The organism is Desulfuromonadaceae bacterium, from assembly GCA_019429445.1.
Lineage (GTDB): Bacteria > Desulfobacterota > Desulfuromonadia > Desulfuromonadales > JAHYIW01 > JAHYIW01.
In genome coordinates this window covers 70,957-87,128 of record JAHYIW010000011.1, presented here as the reverse complement: position 1 = coordinate 87,128, position 16,172 = coordinate 70,957, and the positions used below count along the sequence as shown (strand labels likewise).

The 16,172-nt window shown below is 57.8% G+C and carries 13 protein-coding genes; 11 read left to right on the top strand and 2 right to left on the bottom strand.

What is annotated here, in order from left to right; genetic code table 11:
* Positions 1-406: 406 nt before the first annotated feature.
* From K0A93_06025 to K0A93_05990, 8 genes are all read left to right on the top strand, one after another.
* Positions 407-3,175, top strand: a complete 2,769-nt coding sequence (locus tag K0A93_06025; GenBank protein ID MBW6511663.1) for an SUMF1/EgtB/PvdO family nonheme iron enzyme — start codon at positions 407-409, stop codon at positions 3,173-3,175.
* A 768-nt stretch (positions 3,176-3,943) separates the two neighbouring features.
* On the top strand, positions 3,944-4,408 hold the full coding sequence (locus K0A93_06020) for an Rrf2 family transcriptional regulator (protein ID MBW6511662.1): 465 nt from the start codon (positions 3,944-3,946) through the stop codon (positions 4,406-4,408).
* A gap of 17 nt (positions 4,409-4,425) precedes the next feature.
* Positions 4,426-5,235: an ATP-dependent sacrificial sulfur transferase LarE gene (larE, locus tag K0A93_06015; GenBank protein ID MBW6511661.1), complete on the top strand. Its 810-nt coding sequence runs from the start codon at positions 4,426-4,428 to the stop codon at positions 5,233-5,235.
* Positions 5,236-5,272: 37 nt separating this feature from the next.
* Positions 5,273-5,698 carry a hypothetical protein gene (locus tag K0A93_06010; GenBank protein MBW6511660.1) on the top strand — a complete coding sequence of 142 codons (426 nt, stop codon included), beginning with the start codon at positions 5,273-5,275 and terminating at the stop codon, positions 5,696-5,698.
* Positions 5,695-6,216 (top strand): thermonuclease family protein, encoded by a 522-nt coding sequence (locus tag K0A93_06005; protein MBW6511659.1) that lies wholly within the window; start codon positions 5,695-5,697, stop codon positions 6,214-6,216. The genes K0A93_06010 and K0A93_06005 overlap by 4 nt, the downstream gene beginning before the upstream one ends.
* A 91-nt stretch (positions 6,217-6,307) precedes the next feature.
* The gene (locus K0A93_06000; protein ID MBW6511658.1) at positions 6,308-6,877 is read left to right on the top strand and encodes an isochorismatase family protein; all 570 of its coding nucleotides are present in this window, start codon (positions 6,308-6,310) and stop codon (positions 6,875-6,877) included.
* A gap of 227 nt (positions 6,878-7,104) precedes the next feature.
* Positions 7,105-8,583: a HAMP domain-containing protein gene (locus K0A93_05995; GenBank protein ID MBW6511657.1), complete on the top strand. Its 1,479-nt coding sequence runs from the start codon at positions 7,105-7,107 to the stop codon at positions 8,581-8,583.
* A complete protein-coding gene (locus tag K0A93_05990; GenBank protein ID MBW6511656.1) occupies positions 8,580-9,947 on the top strand; it encodes a sigma-54 dependent transcriptional regulator in 1,368 nt (455 codons plus the stop codon). Before K0A93_05995 ends, K0A93_05990 begins: the two co-directional genes overlap by 4 nt.
* Before the next feature lie 1,013 nt (positions 9,948-10,960).
* Here the strand turns inward: K0A93_05990 and K0A93_05985 are convergent.
* Positions 10,961-12,661 (bottom strand): cation:proton antiporter, encoded by a 1,701-nt coding sequence (locus tag K0A93_05985; protein MBW6511655.1) that lies wholly within the window; start codon positions 12,659-12,661, stop codon positions 10,961-10,963.
* Positions 12,662-12,775: 114 nt separating this feature from the next.
* Positions 12,776-13,756, bottom strand: a complete 981-nt coding sequence (gene moaA, locus K0A93_05980; GenBank protein ID MBW6511654.1) for a GTP 3',8-cyclase MoaA — start codon at positions 13,754-13,756, stop codon at positions 12,776-12,778.
* A gap of 197 nt (positions 13,757-13,953) precedes the next feature.
* Here moaA and K0A93_05975 point away from each other — a divergent pair, with 197 nt between their 5' ends.
* From K0A93_05975 to hypB, 3 genes are all read left to right on the top strand, one after another.
* Positions 13,954-14,925 carry a thiamine biosynthesis protein gene (locus K0A93_05975; protein ID MBW6511653.1) on the top strand — a complete coding sequence of 324 codons (972 nt, stop codon included), beginning with the start codon at positions 13,954-13,956 and terminating at the stop codon, positions 14,923-14,925.
* A gap of 104 nt (positions 14,926-15,029) precedes the next feature.
* Positions 15,030-15,371, top strand: coding sequence for a hydrogenase maturation nickel metallochaperone HypA (gene hypA / locus K0A93_05970; GenBank protein MBW6511652.1), 342 nt, complete (start codon positions 15,030-15,032; stop codon positions 15,369-15,371).
* Entirely contained in the window at positions 15,372-16,136 is a 765-nt protein-coding gene (gene hypB, locus K0A93_05965) for a hydrogenase nickel incorporation protein HypB (GenBank protein MBW6511651.1), read from the top strand.
* Positions 16,137-16,172 lie beyond the last annotated feature (36 nt).

Genomic DNA, 16,172 nt, shown 5'->3' with positions numbered 1-16,172 from the left:
ATGACAGGAGGAAGATGTATGACAGTCTCCGAGCCGCCGGGCCAGTCAGGGTAGGACAGATTACCGAGAACGAAAAAACCTTGGGAAAACCAAGCATTCGTTCCCCTTCTGGGGAATACTGAATTAAAAAATCAGTGAATAGTGAAGGAGGCCTCGGCGATAGTCGAGGCCTCCTGTTGCGTTTCAGGCTGCCCCTTCGCGCTCCCACAAAGGGAAGCCGGAGGGTGTTTTGCTGTAGGAGCGGCTTTCAGCCGCGAAGCCTTTGGTGGCTGATGGAACCCTCTTCGCGGCTGAAAGCCGCTCCCACAGGGGGGAGGCCTCTCCCATAGAGGGAGTTCTTTTCCTTGTTCGCAAAATGAAAATCGACTAAACTCCGCAGATTGCAATTAAGTCTGGAGGTGTCCTCATGTGTCGCAATCTGCTTCTTGTCCTGATTTTCCTCAGTTGCTCCTTCTCCCTCTCCCTTGCCGCCACGCGCGGCATCAGCATCGTCGCCAAAGACCCGGCCACCGGCGAGAGAGGCGAAGTTCGGCTCTACAATAAAAGTTACGCCGTCATTGTCGGTATCGACCGGTATAAAAACCTTCCTGCCGACAAGCAGCTCAGCAACGCCGTACACGATGCCCAGGGGGTTGCCGAGGTGTTGCGACGCAACTACCGGTTTGACGAAATCATCACCCTGACCGATGAGCAGGCGACCAAAGACCGCATTATGCGCCTGCTGACCACCGATCTGCCGAAGAAGATGAGCAATGAAGACGCGCTCTTCCTCTTCTGGGCCGGACATGGCAATCAACAAAAGAACGTTGATGGCGATCTGGGTTATCTGATCCCTTACGACGGTTCCGTCGATGCGATTTACCGCAATATCACCATGGCCGAGATTCGCGATACGATCTCCAAAACCCTTCCGGCCAAACACGTCTTTTATGTGATGGATGCCTGTTACAGCGGGTTGCTCGCCACCAAGCGGAGTCTCGATGGCACGACCAGTCGCGATTTGGGCTACCTGAGAGAGATCACCAAAGAGCGCGTCCGCCAGGTGCTGACCGCCGGGAGCAAAGGGCAGGAGGCGCTTGACGGAGGGCCAAACGGGCACTCGGTCTTTACCGGGCGGCTGATCGAGGCACTGGAGGCGGCGGGGGATTTTGTGACCGCGAACGAGATTCAGACGATTCTCAAAGAAAAGGTCTATCAGGACGCCCGCGCGCGCAACCACAACCAGACGCCGGGGTTCGGGACATTGTACGGCAGTGGTGATTTTGTTTTTGTGCCTAATGTGCAGCAGAAAGTTGCCGATGTTGCCGCCGCAGTTGCCAAACTCGAAGCGGAGATGGCCGAACTGGCCCGGCAGGAAGCCGTCGCCAGAAAATCACAAAACGAAGTGGCCCGCCGCAAGGCCGAGCGTCAGCGCCAGATTGCCGAGGCAAAACTAAAAGCCGAAAAACTGCGGCAGGAGCAACTTGCCGCCGAAGCTCAACGGCAGGAGCAACTGCGCCGCGAACAACAGCAGCACCTTGCCAAAGTACAGCAGCAAGAAGCCGCGCTGGCCGCCAAACGCAGTGAAGAAGAACAGCGCCTGGCCGCGCTCAAAGCCGAAATCGAAGCCAAGCGCCAGCGCGCTCCGGCGACTCAGAGTGCCACCATCGAAGCCGCCGTTGCCGAGATCCGGCGCCTGGCACAAGAGATCGACAGCATCGAAGCCGCCTTTGCCAAAGAACAGCCCGCCGCCGAAAAACGCATCGTTGCGCGCTACGCTGCGCTGCTGGCCGAGGTCAAGGCCCAGGAAAAAGCCGCCAAAGGCAAGCCGCTGGTGCAGGATATGTTTGAAACCGACGCCGAGTTTGCCGCACGCAAAAAGAACGCCACCGGGTTTTACAGTGAGCGGCGCAAAGAACTCGAAGCGCAGCGCCAGCGTGAACTGACCGCCCTGCGGCAGCGCATCGACCAGGAATCACGCGCCCAGACCGCGCCCTTGCGGCAAGAGCTGACGACCCTCTCCGACAAAGACTACCCCATCGACCCGACATCCCTCGCGCTGCACGTCGGGAGCTACGATATGGATCGGGGTGTTTTCCCTTTTACCCTCGAGAGTAAAGCTACTGATCGGGGTATTTTCCCCTTTACCCTCTGGAGTACAGCTAAGTCTGCTCCGGTGCAGGTGGCGATGAACGGCACCATTCGCCTGGGGCGTGAGGACGCTAAGGAATGGTATGGGCAGCTGCAAAACGGCTTTGTGCATCCGCAGGTCACGGCCAGGCCGGGGGGGCAGGTGGTGCAGGTGGCGTTTGCCAATGATGTGACCGATGAACTGTTGCTGACTTTGGTGAACGGGGAGTTTGTATCGGTGCGCGAGATACGGGAACGGGAACGGGAACGGAAACGCGAACGCGAACTGGAACGGAAACGGGAATGGGAACGGGAATGGGAATGGGAACGGGAACGGGAACGGGAACGGAAACGCGAACTGGAACGGAAACGCGAACTGGAACGGAAACGCCTGAATCAACTTGGGATGGAGTTCGTGCCCGTCCCCGGTGGCTGTTATCAGATGGGGGACCAGTTCAGGGATGGGGGATCCGAGGAACAGCCGGTGCACGAGGTCTGTGTTGATTCCTTCCGGTTGGGTAAATTTGAAGTCACCCAGGGGCAGTGGCGCACGGTGATGGGAAGTAACCCGTCAAACTTTAAGAACGGCGACAACTACCCGGTGGAGCAGGTGAGCTGGAACGACGTGCAGCAATTCCTCCGCACCCTGAATCGGCAGACCGGCCAGTCTTTTCGTTTGCCAACCGAGGCAGAGTGGGAATACGCCTGTCGCAGCGGCGGGAAAAACGAGAGGTACTGCGGGGGCGGCAATGTTGACACCGTTGCCTGGCACTCCGGTAACTCCGGCAGCAAGACGCATCCGGTCGGCCAGAAACAGCCGAACGGTCTGGGTCTTTATGATATGTCAGGCAATGTGTGGGAGTGGTGCCAGGACTGGTACGATAGTGGCTATTATGGCAAGAGTCCCCGGCAGAATCCGCAGGGCCCGTCAGGCGGGTCGAACCGCGTCGAACGCGGCGGCAGCTGGAACGACTTACCGAGGAGCGTGCGCTCGGCGTACCGGAACTGGAACAATCCGGGCTACCGCAACTACAACCTGGGTTTCCGCCTTGTCACTCAAGACTAGGGGGGGAGGTGTGATTGGAGGCGCAGGGGAGGGCGAGCGGAGCCGCCCGGACCAGCGCCGGAAATGACCCCGGAACCCAAATTTTTTCGTTTTGTAGGAGCGGCTTTCAGCCGCGAAGCCTTTGGTGGCTGATGGAACCCTCTTCGCGGCTGAAAGCCGCTCCCACAGGGGGGAGGCCTCTCCCATAGAGGGAAAGGTCGAGGGTATTTTGAGTTGTAGGAGCGGCTTTCAGCCGCGAAGCCTTTGGTGGCCGATGGAACCCTCTTCGCGGCTGGGAAGCCACTCCTACAGGGGAAAGCTTCTCCCATAGAGGGAAAGGTCGAGGGTATTTTGAGTTGTAGGAGCGGCTTTCAGCCGCGAAGCCTTTGGTGGCTGATGGAACCCTCTTCGCGGCTGAAAGCCGCTCCCACAGGGGGGAGGCCTCTCCCATAGAGGGAAAGGTCGAGGGTGTTTTGTGTTGTAGGAGTGGCTTTCATCCGCGAAGCCTTTGGTGGCTGATCGAATACCCTTCGCGGCTGGGAAGCCGCTCCCACAGGGGAAAAGCCGCTCCAACAAAGGATGTTGTGCCTGGTTGGGGGTCTTTTGCTGGTTGACAAACACACCAAAATGGCACGGGATGGCGCAGGCCGTTCACCGCTGGATTTAATATCTTTCTTCGGATATCTCACGTTTAAACCCCGCAAAAACCTCTATGTTTCCCCCAAGTTATTCTTGACGAATAAGATAAACATTCGCATAATGAATCTTCCCTTATTTGGAGGAATAACGATGAAATTTTCTACCAAGAGTCGTTACGGCTTACGCGCTTTGTTTGACATGGCCTATCATTCCGGGACGCTGCCGGCACAGATCAAGGATATTTCGCGGCGGCAGAATATCTCGCCGCGCTATCTGGAACAAATCTTTCAGGATCTGAAAAAAGCCGGTCTGCTCAACAGCCGCCGTGGGCCTCAGGGGGGGTATTCGCTGGCAAAAAAGCCTCAGGAAATCAGTGTTAGAGATATTGTGCTGGCGGCGGAAGGGGCGATGACCCTGACCAAAAGCGACAAGAAGACGGACGACACGGAGTCGTGCGAATTTGACAACCAGTGTGTAACCCAACGGATCTGGGCAGAGGCGAGTCAAAAGCTGGAAGACTACTTTGAATCGGTCACCCTCAAGGATCTGTGTGATGAGGGGAAAAAGCTGGGGCTTGAAAAAGAGCTTGATCATCGTTTCATGTATTACATCTGATAAGTGGGGTTGGTTGAATGGCTTTACAGCAAAAATACACCAAACTGAAAAATATTCTGCGTGAGCTGAAATTTGTGGTGGTGGCATTTTCCGGCGGCGTGGATTCGACTTTTTTGCTGAAGGTTGCACGCGATACCCTGGGGACGGAAAATGTGTTGGCGTTGACGGCGAGTTCGCCGACGTATCCGGAATATGAGCTGGAAGAAAGTCGCGAGCTGGCCAGGCACATGGGGGTGCGCCAGGAGGTGGTCGAAAGCAACGAACTGGAGATTCCCGGTTTTGCCCGGAATGACCGCATGCGCTGTTATCATTGCAAGCTGGCGCTGTTCAGTATTTGTGGTGCCAAGGCGAAGGAGCTTGGTTACCATTTCATTCTCGATGGATCAAACCTCGACGATCTCGACGATTATCGGCCCGGACGCCAGGCGGCGCTTGAGCTTGACGTGCGCTCACCGCTCCTTGAGGCGGAACTGACCAAAAATGACATCCGTTATCTCAGCCGCGAACTCGGTCTGCCCACCTGGTTCAAGCAACCCTTCGCCTGTTTGTCCTCACGCTTCCCGTATGGCGTTGAGATCACGGCTGAGCGTTTGCGTCAGGTCGGTCGTTGCGAGGCGTTTCTGCGCAAGCACAAATTCAACAGTTACCGGGTGCGTTACCATCACGAAACGGCACGCATTGAGGTTGCGGTTGAAGATTTTTCACGCTTTCTTGACGAAGATTTTCGAGCGCTGCTGCTGGCTGAATTCAAGGCGGCGGGTTTCACCTACGTCGCGCTCGATCTGGAGGGTTACCGCACCGGGAGTATGAATGAGCCGGTGCCCTGAAAAGACACTTTGCGCCAAAATGACGGGATAGGAAATTATGCGCCATGCACGTTCATTGATTGCGGTCTGCTTCACTTCCGGCGTTGCCGGTGGTCTCGCCGTGGCTGTATTGGCCTGGCTGTGCAGTGAATGGGGGGTTACCACCCTGGCCAGTGTCAAATTATCCGCCCGGCTTGATCTTTACACCCTCTACTCCACCTCGGTCTGGGGCGGTCTTTGGGGGCTACTCTACTACTTTACGGTTGGCCATGTGCGTTCCCGGCGACGGTGGGCTCGCAAAGGGCTGTGGGTCAGCCTGATCCCCTCTGGCGTGCAACTCCTCTACATCTATCCGTATCTGACCGGTCATGGCCTGCTCGGCCTGAAGCTCGGTGCCCTGACGCCGGTCTTCATCATCGGCTACAATTTACTCTGGGGGCTGGTTACCGGGATTGTCGCCTGGATTTTTTGGGGGCGAGATTGAGCCCTTTGCGCCTGCCCCTGCACCTATGCGCGCTATTGCTGGTCCTTTTTTTTCTGGGGTGCGCAACGCTTCACGCCCAGCCGCTTTCCGGTCGGGTGTCCTGGGTTTATGACGGTGACACGCTCAAGGTTGACGGGATCGGCAAGGTGCGGCTGCTCGGGATCGATACCCCGGAGCGTGAGGATTCGGCGCGCGATAATTATTATGTGCGCCAGGGAGTGACCGTGCAGCGTTTGCGGGCGATCGCCCGGCTGGCGTTAAGACGGGCGATCACCCTGGCAAAAGGGCAGGTTGTCACGCTGACCAGCGACGGTGATGGCAGGGATCGTTACGGACGGTTACTGGCCTACGTTCACTTGCCTGACGGGCGGTTGCTCAATCGGCTGCTTCTGGAGGAAGGGCTGGCGAGTGTGTATCGCAAATTTTCGTATCGCTTGAAAGATGAATTTCTGGCGGTTGAAGCCGGGGCACGGCAGCGCGGGGTCGGGCTCTGGCAGCGTTCCCCCGGCGGGGGATAGAGGACAGGCGGGGAGCGGTTTATCGCGCCCGGCAGGATGTTGGCATCACGCTGCATGGCTCCCTTTTTTTACTCACAGGAGGTTATTGATGATGGACAAAGTTGACAGATTCGAACTTGATCGCGAACAGGCGGTGCTGGTAGTGGTCGATGTGCAGCAACGGCTGACTCCGGCGATGGATCAGAAGGTTTACCGGCGGATTCTCGCCAGTATCGAGCTGTTGCTCAAGGTGGCGGCGGAGTTGAAGATTCCGGTCGTAACGACCGAGCAGTACTCCAAAGGGTTGGGGCACACGGTTCTCGAACTCGCCGCCGCCTGTGCCGACGGCGTGGTAGAAAAGATGAGTTTCGGCTGCTGCGGTGAGCCGGATTTTATGTCGCGAATGAAATCCCTGGGCCGCACCCGGCCGCTCATCGTCGGCATGGAAGCGCATGTCTGCGTTTACCAGACGGTCCTCGGGTTGCTCGATGCTGGCTATCATGTCCATCTGGTGCGCGACGCCATCTGTTCGCGAAACAAAACCGATTTTAGCAACGCACTCCAGTTGGCTGCTGCTGCGGGGGCCGTGGTGACGACCACCGAAACGGCCACTTTTCAGTTACTGAAGGTGGCCGGCACGCCGGAGTTCAAGGTGATTTCAAAGTTGATCCGGGAGCGTTAAAGACCAGCCGCTGACCTCCCTCCAATGAATAGTTGGTTCCTGGTTTCCTTATTGTTGATGGCGTCGCAAAAAGTCCGCCCTACTGCGTTACGCCGGTTTTTCAGGACCTCGACCTGCCTGATGTAGGCCTTCGCCCCTGAAAAACCACCAGGCCTTGGAGGACGAAATTTTTGCTTAGCCATCCCGTGAGTTTTTGCGAGAGCATCATTGATGAGATTAAGTAAGCGATGCGCCTGACCCTGAAAATTACGATTGCCATCCTGCTTGGTGTTGCGCTGATCTTTTCCCTGCACAGCTATTTATCGCTGCAACGCGAGCGAACCCAGTTGCAGGAGCGCCTGAGTGGTGAGGCACGTCACATGGGCGCAAGCATCCGGGCATTGTTAACGGAAATCTGGCGGATTGGCGGGGAGCAAGCGGCAATCGGTTTTTTGAACTCCACCAATCTGGTCAGCGGCCCGCGTGAAATCCGCTGGGTCTGGATCGACGGGCCGGGCGACGGTCGTTTTGTGCCGCGGATTTCCGCGGCCCGCTTGAGCGCGTTGCGGCAGGGACAAACCGTTTCAATCTTGATCGAGGCCGAGGACGGCCATGATAATCTGCTCACCTATCTCCCCGTAACGACCACGCAGGGCCGACTTGGCGCGATTGAATTGAGTGAATCGCTGGACGATTTGCGCGGCTACGTCGAGGAGAGCCTGCGTCGTTCGGCGCTGATGATGGCGGCCACCCTCGGCTCCGGGCTGTTGTTGATGACCGTCCTCGGCAGCCTCTGGATCAAGCGTCCGGTGCGGAAACTGACCGAACAGGCCGAACGGATCGGGGCCGGGGACTTGTCCACCGCCGTGACCGTTTCAGGGCGCGACGAGCTCGCCACCCTGGCCGGGACCATCGACCGCATGCGCAGTCAACTTGCCGAAGCCCGCGACGCGGAGCAGGCCGCGAGCGCCGCCAAACTGCAGGCGTTGGAGCGGTTGCGCCACACCGAACGGCTCGCCACCATCGGGCGCCTGTCGGCCGGGATGGCACACGAACTCGGCACCCCCCTCAATGTGATTTCCGGACGCGCCAAGTTGATCGCCAGTCAGGAACTCACCCCGGACGAGATCACCCGTTGCGCGCGGATTATCGGGGAACAGACCGAAAAAATGACCACCATCATGCGGCAGTTGCTTGACTTTGCCCGCCGTGGCGAAGCGCGCAAGCAGCCGGTGGAGCTCGGGCGACTGATCAAGGGGGTCGTCGATCTGCTCGCGCCGACCGCCCGCAAACAGGGGGTCGATTTACGCTGGGTGGCTTTTTCGGCGGAGCTGACGGTTAACGCCGATCCCGGCCAGCTGCAACAGGTGCTCCTCAATCTGGCGATGAACGCAATTCAGGCCATGCCGGAGGGAGGGGCGCTGACCTTGCAGTTGCACGGGGATTGCACGAGCGCGCCGCCGGATACCAAGGGGGCGGAGAGCGGCCCCTGGTGCTGTATCCGGGTTGAGGATCAGGGGCTGGGGATTGCTGCGGAGGATCTGCCCCATATCTTTGAGCCTTTTTTCACCACCAAAGAGGTGGGGCAGGGAACCGGTCTGGGGCTCTCGATTGCTTACGGGATCGCAGATGAACATGGCGGCTGGATTGAGGTTGACAGCACTCCTGGCCAGGGGAGTTGCTTCACCGTCTGCCTGCCGCTGCTTGCACGCGGAGAGGTGGGATGAGCGAGACGCGGGCAAAAGGGTATATTCTGGTCGTCGAAGACGATCCGGCGCTGTGCGACTTACTCGAAGAGACTCTCGCCCGGCGCGGTTATCGGGTGCGGAGTGCGCTTAATGTTCCGGCGGCGCGGGAACTGCTCCATCGTCAGGAGTTTGATCTGGTGTTGACCGATCATCATCTGCCCGGGGCAAGTGGCATCGATCTGTGTGCCGAGCTGCAACACAACCGCCCCGACTTGCCGGTTGTGATCATGACCGCGTTTGGTTCCCTCGCCACCGCCATCGATGCGCTCCGCGCGGGCGCCTACGATTTTGTGACCAAGCCGGTCGATATCGACTTGCTCGGTTTTTCGCTGGAGCGGGCGCTGCAACATCGTCAACAGCAACAGAAAATTCATCTCCTCAAAAATCAGATTCGCCAGCACCAGGCACCGGGGGAGTTGGCCGGGGAAAGTCTGGCGCTGCACAAGGTCAGGGAGCAGATCAGTCGGGTGGCCAACCTGGATACCTCGATTCTGATCAGTGGCGAAAGTGGCACCGGCAAGGAACTGGTTGCGCGTGCCCTGCACCGGCAGAGCCACCGTTGTCACGGTCCGCTGGTGACGATCAACTGCGCGGCACTCCCCGAAAACCTGCTGGAGAGTGAACTGTTCGGTCACGTGCGGGGTGCGTTTACGGATGCGCGTGAGAGTCGGGCCGGACTTTTTGTCGAGGCGTCGGGGGGCACCCTGTTGCTGGACGAAATCGGCGAACTGCCGCTGATTCTGCAGCCGAAACTGCTGCGGGTGCTGGAACAGCGCCGGGTGCGTCCGCTGGGGGGCAATCAGGAAATCGATTGTGACGTGCGGATTGTTACCGCCAGTCATCGCGATCTGGCCGAAGCGGTCAGGGCGGGGACTTTTCGCGGAGATCTTTATTATCGGCTCAACGTTATTCAGATCGACCTGCCGCCGCTTCGCGCGCGGGGAAATGACATCCTGCTGCTGGCGCGGGAGTTTGTCAAAGAATTCTCCGCTCACCTCGGCAAGTCGGTGACCGGCATCTCAGAACCCGCCGCCGCGCGGTTGTTGTCCTACCCGTGGCCGGGAAATGTGCGTGAACTGCGCAACGTTATCGAGCGGGCGCTGGCTCTCACCAGCCACGATCGAATCACCGTTGAAGATCTCCCCGAGCAGCTGCAAAAACCGACCGGTGCTGGCCCCTTCGCGGGGGGCAACTCCGACCCCCTCGCCCTCCTGCCGCTGGCGGAGATAGAGCGGCGCTATATTGATCAGGTCATCGAACAGGTCGGCGGTAACCGCACCCTCGCGGCCCGAATCCTCGGTGTCGATCGCAAGACTCTGTATCGCAAGTTGAAAGATGGATGAAGCTCCAGTGTGAAAATTGCAAGAGAAGCAGGTGTTACGTTGCGGGATTCGGAATTGAAACCTGCTCTCTACTCTCCCTCGAAGGTCATTGTCGGGTCTATTCCCGGAACGGGCTGATCAAGGTTGGTCTCAACTCCCTCAGGATAAAGGCGAGGGAAATAACACCCAAGGCCGCGCTCTCCGGCTTATCTGCATACCAAACATTGCTTTATCCAATGCCACCCTTTACCCGCCTGGGGATCAGGAAATCCCTTTCCGTAGCAGGAATCAGGGGTGTATTCTCTATCGACGCAACGATCCGATACTCCGCAATATTATTAATTCGATGCTTCTTGCCGGGGTTCAGTAATGCCTGCAACTCACGAAATACGGTTGCATTTGTGTACCAACCAACAATCGCAGTGCCACCCATATCCGGGCCAGCAGTCCAAACTACGGTTACGCCATCTGCATGATCGGCACCTTTCGTCGCCCCTAGCCGTTCCACTGAAATGCGACCAGTAGGTTGTACGTACCCAAAAACTCTTCCATTTCACGGTGTGAAATTGCAGACTTCATGCCCTGCCGAATCCTTGTTGTGAGAACCTCCACGCTGGATGGAATCCCCTTGAATTCCGTCGTAGTGATTCATCCATCGAATATTACAGAAAACGATGGTCATCTAATTTTTCCTTGTTGCCTAACGAGTCTGTAGAAAAAACCTCTCACAACCCACCGGGTCTGCATTAATGAGGATTTTTCAGTTCGTGTGATTTGGCTTGTCACTTTATCCACTTTTGAACAGGAACAACAACCATTGAGCCACATCCAGAGCGGCTTTTAAAGCCGACATCGTTATTATTTGCCTTTATTTCAGCCTCTTACGAGGACTACACCCATCCATAGCGATGAATCTTGAAAATCTTGTTGAGCATGATCATCAATGGCCATTTTCGGTAACTTTGTCCCAACCGCGCAGTGAGAAGCGGCTCAAATCTTTGAAGCTTCACAGTAAAACCCCTTTCAATTTCTCTTCACATTGCCCCCAGGGCTTCCTCCAGCGGGCGTTCCGTGTCAACCTCAAGACTCCGCAATGTTGCGTCAACGAATCGCGCCAGGTGAGCACCGGTCAGGGCATAGGGGAGGAGTACTTCGTTGGCGCCGCTTGTTTTCAGGACTTCGATCATCTCCGCCGAATCTGCCGTGGCGACAAGAACGGCATTCGGTGCCAGGGTGCGGCAAGTCGTGACAAGGGATTGATTGTTGGTGCCCTTGAGCAGGGAATCGGGAATGGTGGAAAGAATGATTGTCGCGGAGGAGACATGGGCATGCTCCAGGGTGTCCATGCTGCTGATATCGCCAAACACGCCCTTGATATTCCGGTCCTTCAGCTCCTTCAGAACCTCAAGATTGAAATCGATCACCAGAATCTTTCGCAACAGATCCGGAGCGGTTATCTCAAGCTGGTCGATAAAGGCTTGCGCCCCCCGATGATAGCCGAGGAGTACCATCGGGTAATGACGGGTAGCGTCCGCCATGACCGTCTCTTTGACCTTGGAGGGGAAGCCGGTTTTTTCAAGGAAACGGTCGAAAACAAGGTATGCCCGGTGGTTACCGTTGATGAAATAGGTGGCAAGGACCGAGGTCACAGCCATGGCGTAAATGATCAGGGACAACATGCGCTCTTCAATATGCCCGTAATGCACCCCCAACGCCGCCACCACCAGAGAGAATTCGCTGATCTGGGAGAGATTGAGGCTGGCAATGAAACTGGTTCGCCGGCCGCTACCGGCCAGGGAGAGGAGCGGATAGATCGTCAGGAAGCGCGACGCGATGACGAAAAGGACGATGACTATCGCCATGATCAGCATGGCCGGGTCCGGGACCGGGATCTTCATGCCGATGGAGAGAAAAAAGAGGGTCAGAAAGAAATCGCGCAGCGGAAGAACCTTCGCCGTAACATGCACAGAGTAGGGGAAAGTCGAAATGGCCACCCCGGCAATCAGCGCCCCGATTTCCATGGAAAGGCCGATCCACCCCCCGATCCCCGCCATGCAGACGCACCAGGCGATGGACATCGCCACGACCATTTCCGGTGTCTTCGAGATCTTTTCAAAAATCCAGCCGAGCAGATACTTGCTGAGGAGAAAGCCGATTGCCAACAGCGCCACACTTTTGCTCAGGGCCAGCACCACGAGGGAGACCTGGGGATGGGTAAATTGGGGTTGCAGCGCCAGCACCAGGATTGCCCAGATATCCTGAAAGATGAGGATGCCCAGGGTGATGCGACCGGGCAGGGTATCGATTTCAAACTTGTCGTAAAGCAGCTTGACGACAATGGCGGTACTGCTCAACGAACAGCAGATGGCCAGATACAGGGCCTCGATGCGACCGTTGCCCAGACTGTATCCCAGCAGCGCGAAGAACCCGATCCCCAGCAGGACGGAGAAGATAAATTGGCCGCCCCCGGCATAGATCAACTGGCGGCCCGACGAGAGCAGCTTGGCAGGATTCAGTTCCAGGCCGATAATGAAGAGCAGCAGGATAAGACCGATCTCCGAAATGACTTCAATCCCGGTCGGATTGGACACGAGCTTGAGGCCGATCTCGGGGCCGATCACCGCTCCGGCAACAAGGTATCCGAGGATGACCGGCTGGCGAAAAAGTTGAAAGATAAATCCCAGCGCCGTAGCGGATAGAATTGAAATTCCTATTTCAGGAAGAATACCGTGCATAATAGTTGCCTCTCAGGCAGGCCAACGCTCCGCTTCACCAGTAATTTCCAGGTGCCGAATGGCAGCGTCCCGCATCAACCTCACCCCCCGTTTAATCGTCGTTTTCCTCGCTGATCAGCCGCCGATGCCGTGCATTCCCCGCGTCGGTGGCAGGTAATCATCCTCGTTGATGCGGTGCCTTTCAGGCTTGGCGCAGGCCGCTCCGAGCAGCAATTTTTCGATTGCCAGGGGATCGATCTGCGGTCGTAACGCTGGTTTCAGGTTGTATTCTCCCCCTTCAAACAGGCACGGCTTGATCCGCCCGTCGGCGGTAATGCGCAACCGGTTGCAGGCGGCACAGAAATGATTTGACACCGCCGGGATTACGCCCAGTCGCCCGCGCCAGCCGGGGAGGCGATAATGTTGTGCCGGGCCGACAATAGCGGAATCTTTGCGCAGGGGTTCAAGGGGGCCCAGTTCACGCAGCCGCGCAATGATGACGTCCGCGGGTACCCGCAACTCCGGAGGAAAGTCAAGTTCGGGGCCGAACGGCATGTATTCGATAAAACGGATATCCCACGGATGATGTTCGGCAAGCCGGGCGAAATCGTGAATTTCGTCATCATTGACCGAAGCAATCGGCACCATATTGATCTTGACCGGAAGCCCTGCCACGGTGGCGGCTCGGATCCCCGCCAGAACCTGTTCCAGCCCGTCGCGGCGGGTAATCTGCATAAACCGTTCAGGACGCAAGGTATCGAGGCTGACATTGACCCGCTGGAGACCGGCGTCGCGCAACGCCTCAACCTCTTCCGCCAGCCGCAGGCCGTTGGTCGTCATCGTCACTTCCGGACGTTCGGGAAGCTGCGCCAGCTGCCGAATGAAGTCGATTACCCCGCGCCGCACCAGGGGCTCCCCGCCGGTGACGCGAATCTGCCGCACACCGAGCCGCGCGGCGGCGGCGGCGACTGCCAGCAGTTCCTCGTAAGACAAGATTGTCCCGTGCGTAACCTCGACAACACCCTCTTCCGGCATGCAGTAGCGGCAACGCAGATTACAGCGATCGGTAATTGACAAGCGCAGGTATTCGATTGTTCGATTAAACTGGTCTTTCATCGTTTCAACACCCAGGGAAGGTGAATGTAAATTATTCACGCGAGAGCGCGCAACTGGCGCTACTATCGCAGAGCCCGCGGATGAATGCAATTATCTATTTGCACTTGCTGGGCCAGAAATCTATTTGCCAATGCGTTCGTCGCCGTGGTATAAAATATTAATCTACAGCATATAAATAAAGTTTAAGGATTATGTTTATGAGTAAAGCACTAGGTCTTTTATCCGGCGGGCTTGACAGCACCCTCGCCGCCCTGGCCTTGCAACGGCAGGGGGTTGAAGTCACCTGCATTGCCTTTGTCACCCCGTTCTTCGGTGCCGGCAAAGCCCGCAAGGCGGCAGAGAAAATCGGCGTGCCGCTTAAGGTGCATGACATCAGTGAGGTTCACCTGGAGATGGTCAAAAAGCCGAAGTACGGCTACGGCAAGAATATGAATCCCTGCATCGACTGCCATGCGATGATGTTTCGGCTGGCCGGGGAGATCATGGCCAAAGAGGGGTTCGACTTCCTCTTCTCCGGTGAAGTCCTCGGTCAGCGCCCGATGAGCCAGAACGCCAACGCGCTGCGCTCAGTCGCCAACTATTCGGGACATCCCGAGTGTATCCTGCGACCGTTAAGCGCACTCTTGCTGCCAAAAACGATCATGGAGGAAGAAGGGCTGGTCGATCGCACCCGGCTGCTCGACATCTCGGGCCGTTCCCGCCGCCCCCAGGAAGCCTGCGCCAAAGCGTGGGGCCTGACCGACTATCCGGCCTCGGGAGGGGGGTGCCTGCTGACCGAAAAACATTTTTCCGACCGCTTGCGCGATCTCTTTGCGCATCAACCGGAGGCCACCCCGGCGGACGTTGAACTGCTGAAGATCGGTCGTCAGTTTCGCCTCTCGCCGTCCTCCAAGCTGACCCTCGGACGCAATCAGGCCGATAACGATGCAATCAACCAGCAACTCCGCCCCGACCATATCCTGTTGCGCGCCGCAGGTGTCGCCGGACCACTGGGGCTGATCAGCGGCGCGCCGACGCCCGCCGACCTGGAGCTCGGTGCGGCACTGGTCGCCGCGTACGGCAAAGGGAAAGATTTACCCCGCCTGCTGGTCAACCTGAGCGGCGCCACGGAATGCCCGCTGGAAGTGACGCCCCTGGCGCGTGACGCGGCAGCCAGGCTGCTCCTCTAAGGTTGAAAAACTGGAGCGGATGGCGACGCCATCACGGTTGCTTTCCTCCCGGCAATAAAGGTATATTGTCCCTCCCGATTGCAGGGTGGCAGGAAAGGGATGACGTGCACGAACTCGGCATTACCCAGAGTATCATCGAGATTGCCCAGGCTCACGCCCGCGCCGAAAACGCCGCGCAGGTGCTCTCCGTGACGGTGGAGATCGGGGCCCTGTCCGGGGTGGTTCCGGATGCCGTGGAGTTCTGCTTCGAAGCATGCAGCAAGGAGACTCTCCTCGACGGCGCGCGCCTGATTATCGAGTTTATCCCCGGTCGTGCCCGCTGTTCCGCCTGCGCCTGGGAAGACCAGATCGATCAACTGACCTACGCCTGCCCCGGCTGTGGCAATCTGTCCCTGGAGCGCCTGCAAGGGGAGGAATTACGCGTCAAAGAACTGGAGATTGACTAGATGTGTATCGATTGCGGCTGCGCCGAGCACCACCACCACAGCGATGAACATCGCCACGATCACACCCATGATCACACCCATGATCAGCGCCCCTCCCCCGGCGGCAGAAAGCTCTCCATCGGCGAAAATCTGCTCGCCAAAAACGATCGGCTGGCCGCTGCCAACCGCGCCCGCTTTGCCGCCCAGGGGCTGTTCGTCCTCAATCTGGTAAGTTCACCCGGTTCGGGCAAAACCTCGATCCTTGAGCGCACCCTGCGCGACCTGCAAGATGAAATCAGCTTTGCCGTCCTCGAAGGGGATCAACAGACCAGCAACGATGCCGACCGTATCGCCGCCACCGGCATTCCGGCGCACCAGATCAATACCGGTGCGGGATGTCACCTCGACGCCCACATGGTCGGTCACGGTGCCGACCATTTTGATCTTGCCACGACCGACATCCTGATGATCGAGAACGTCGGCAACCTGGTCTGCCCGGCCTCCTTCGACCTCGGCGAAGATCATAAAGTCGCGGTCCTCTCCGTGACCGAAGGGGAGGACAAACCGCTCAAATATCCACAGATGTTTCAGGCCGCGAACCTGCTGCTGATCAACAAGATCGATCTGCTCCCCTACGTGCCGTTCGATATCGAAACATGTAAAACCTTTGCCCGACAGGTCAACCCCGCTGCCGAAATCCTCGAAGTCTCCTGCCTCAAGGGCGATGGCATGGACGCCTGGTATCAGTGGCTGCGCACCGGTCTGGCCAGGAAGCAGCAGCCGTAGCAAGGTGACCCGCCGGGAGCACCGCAACCACAACCC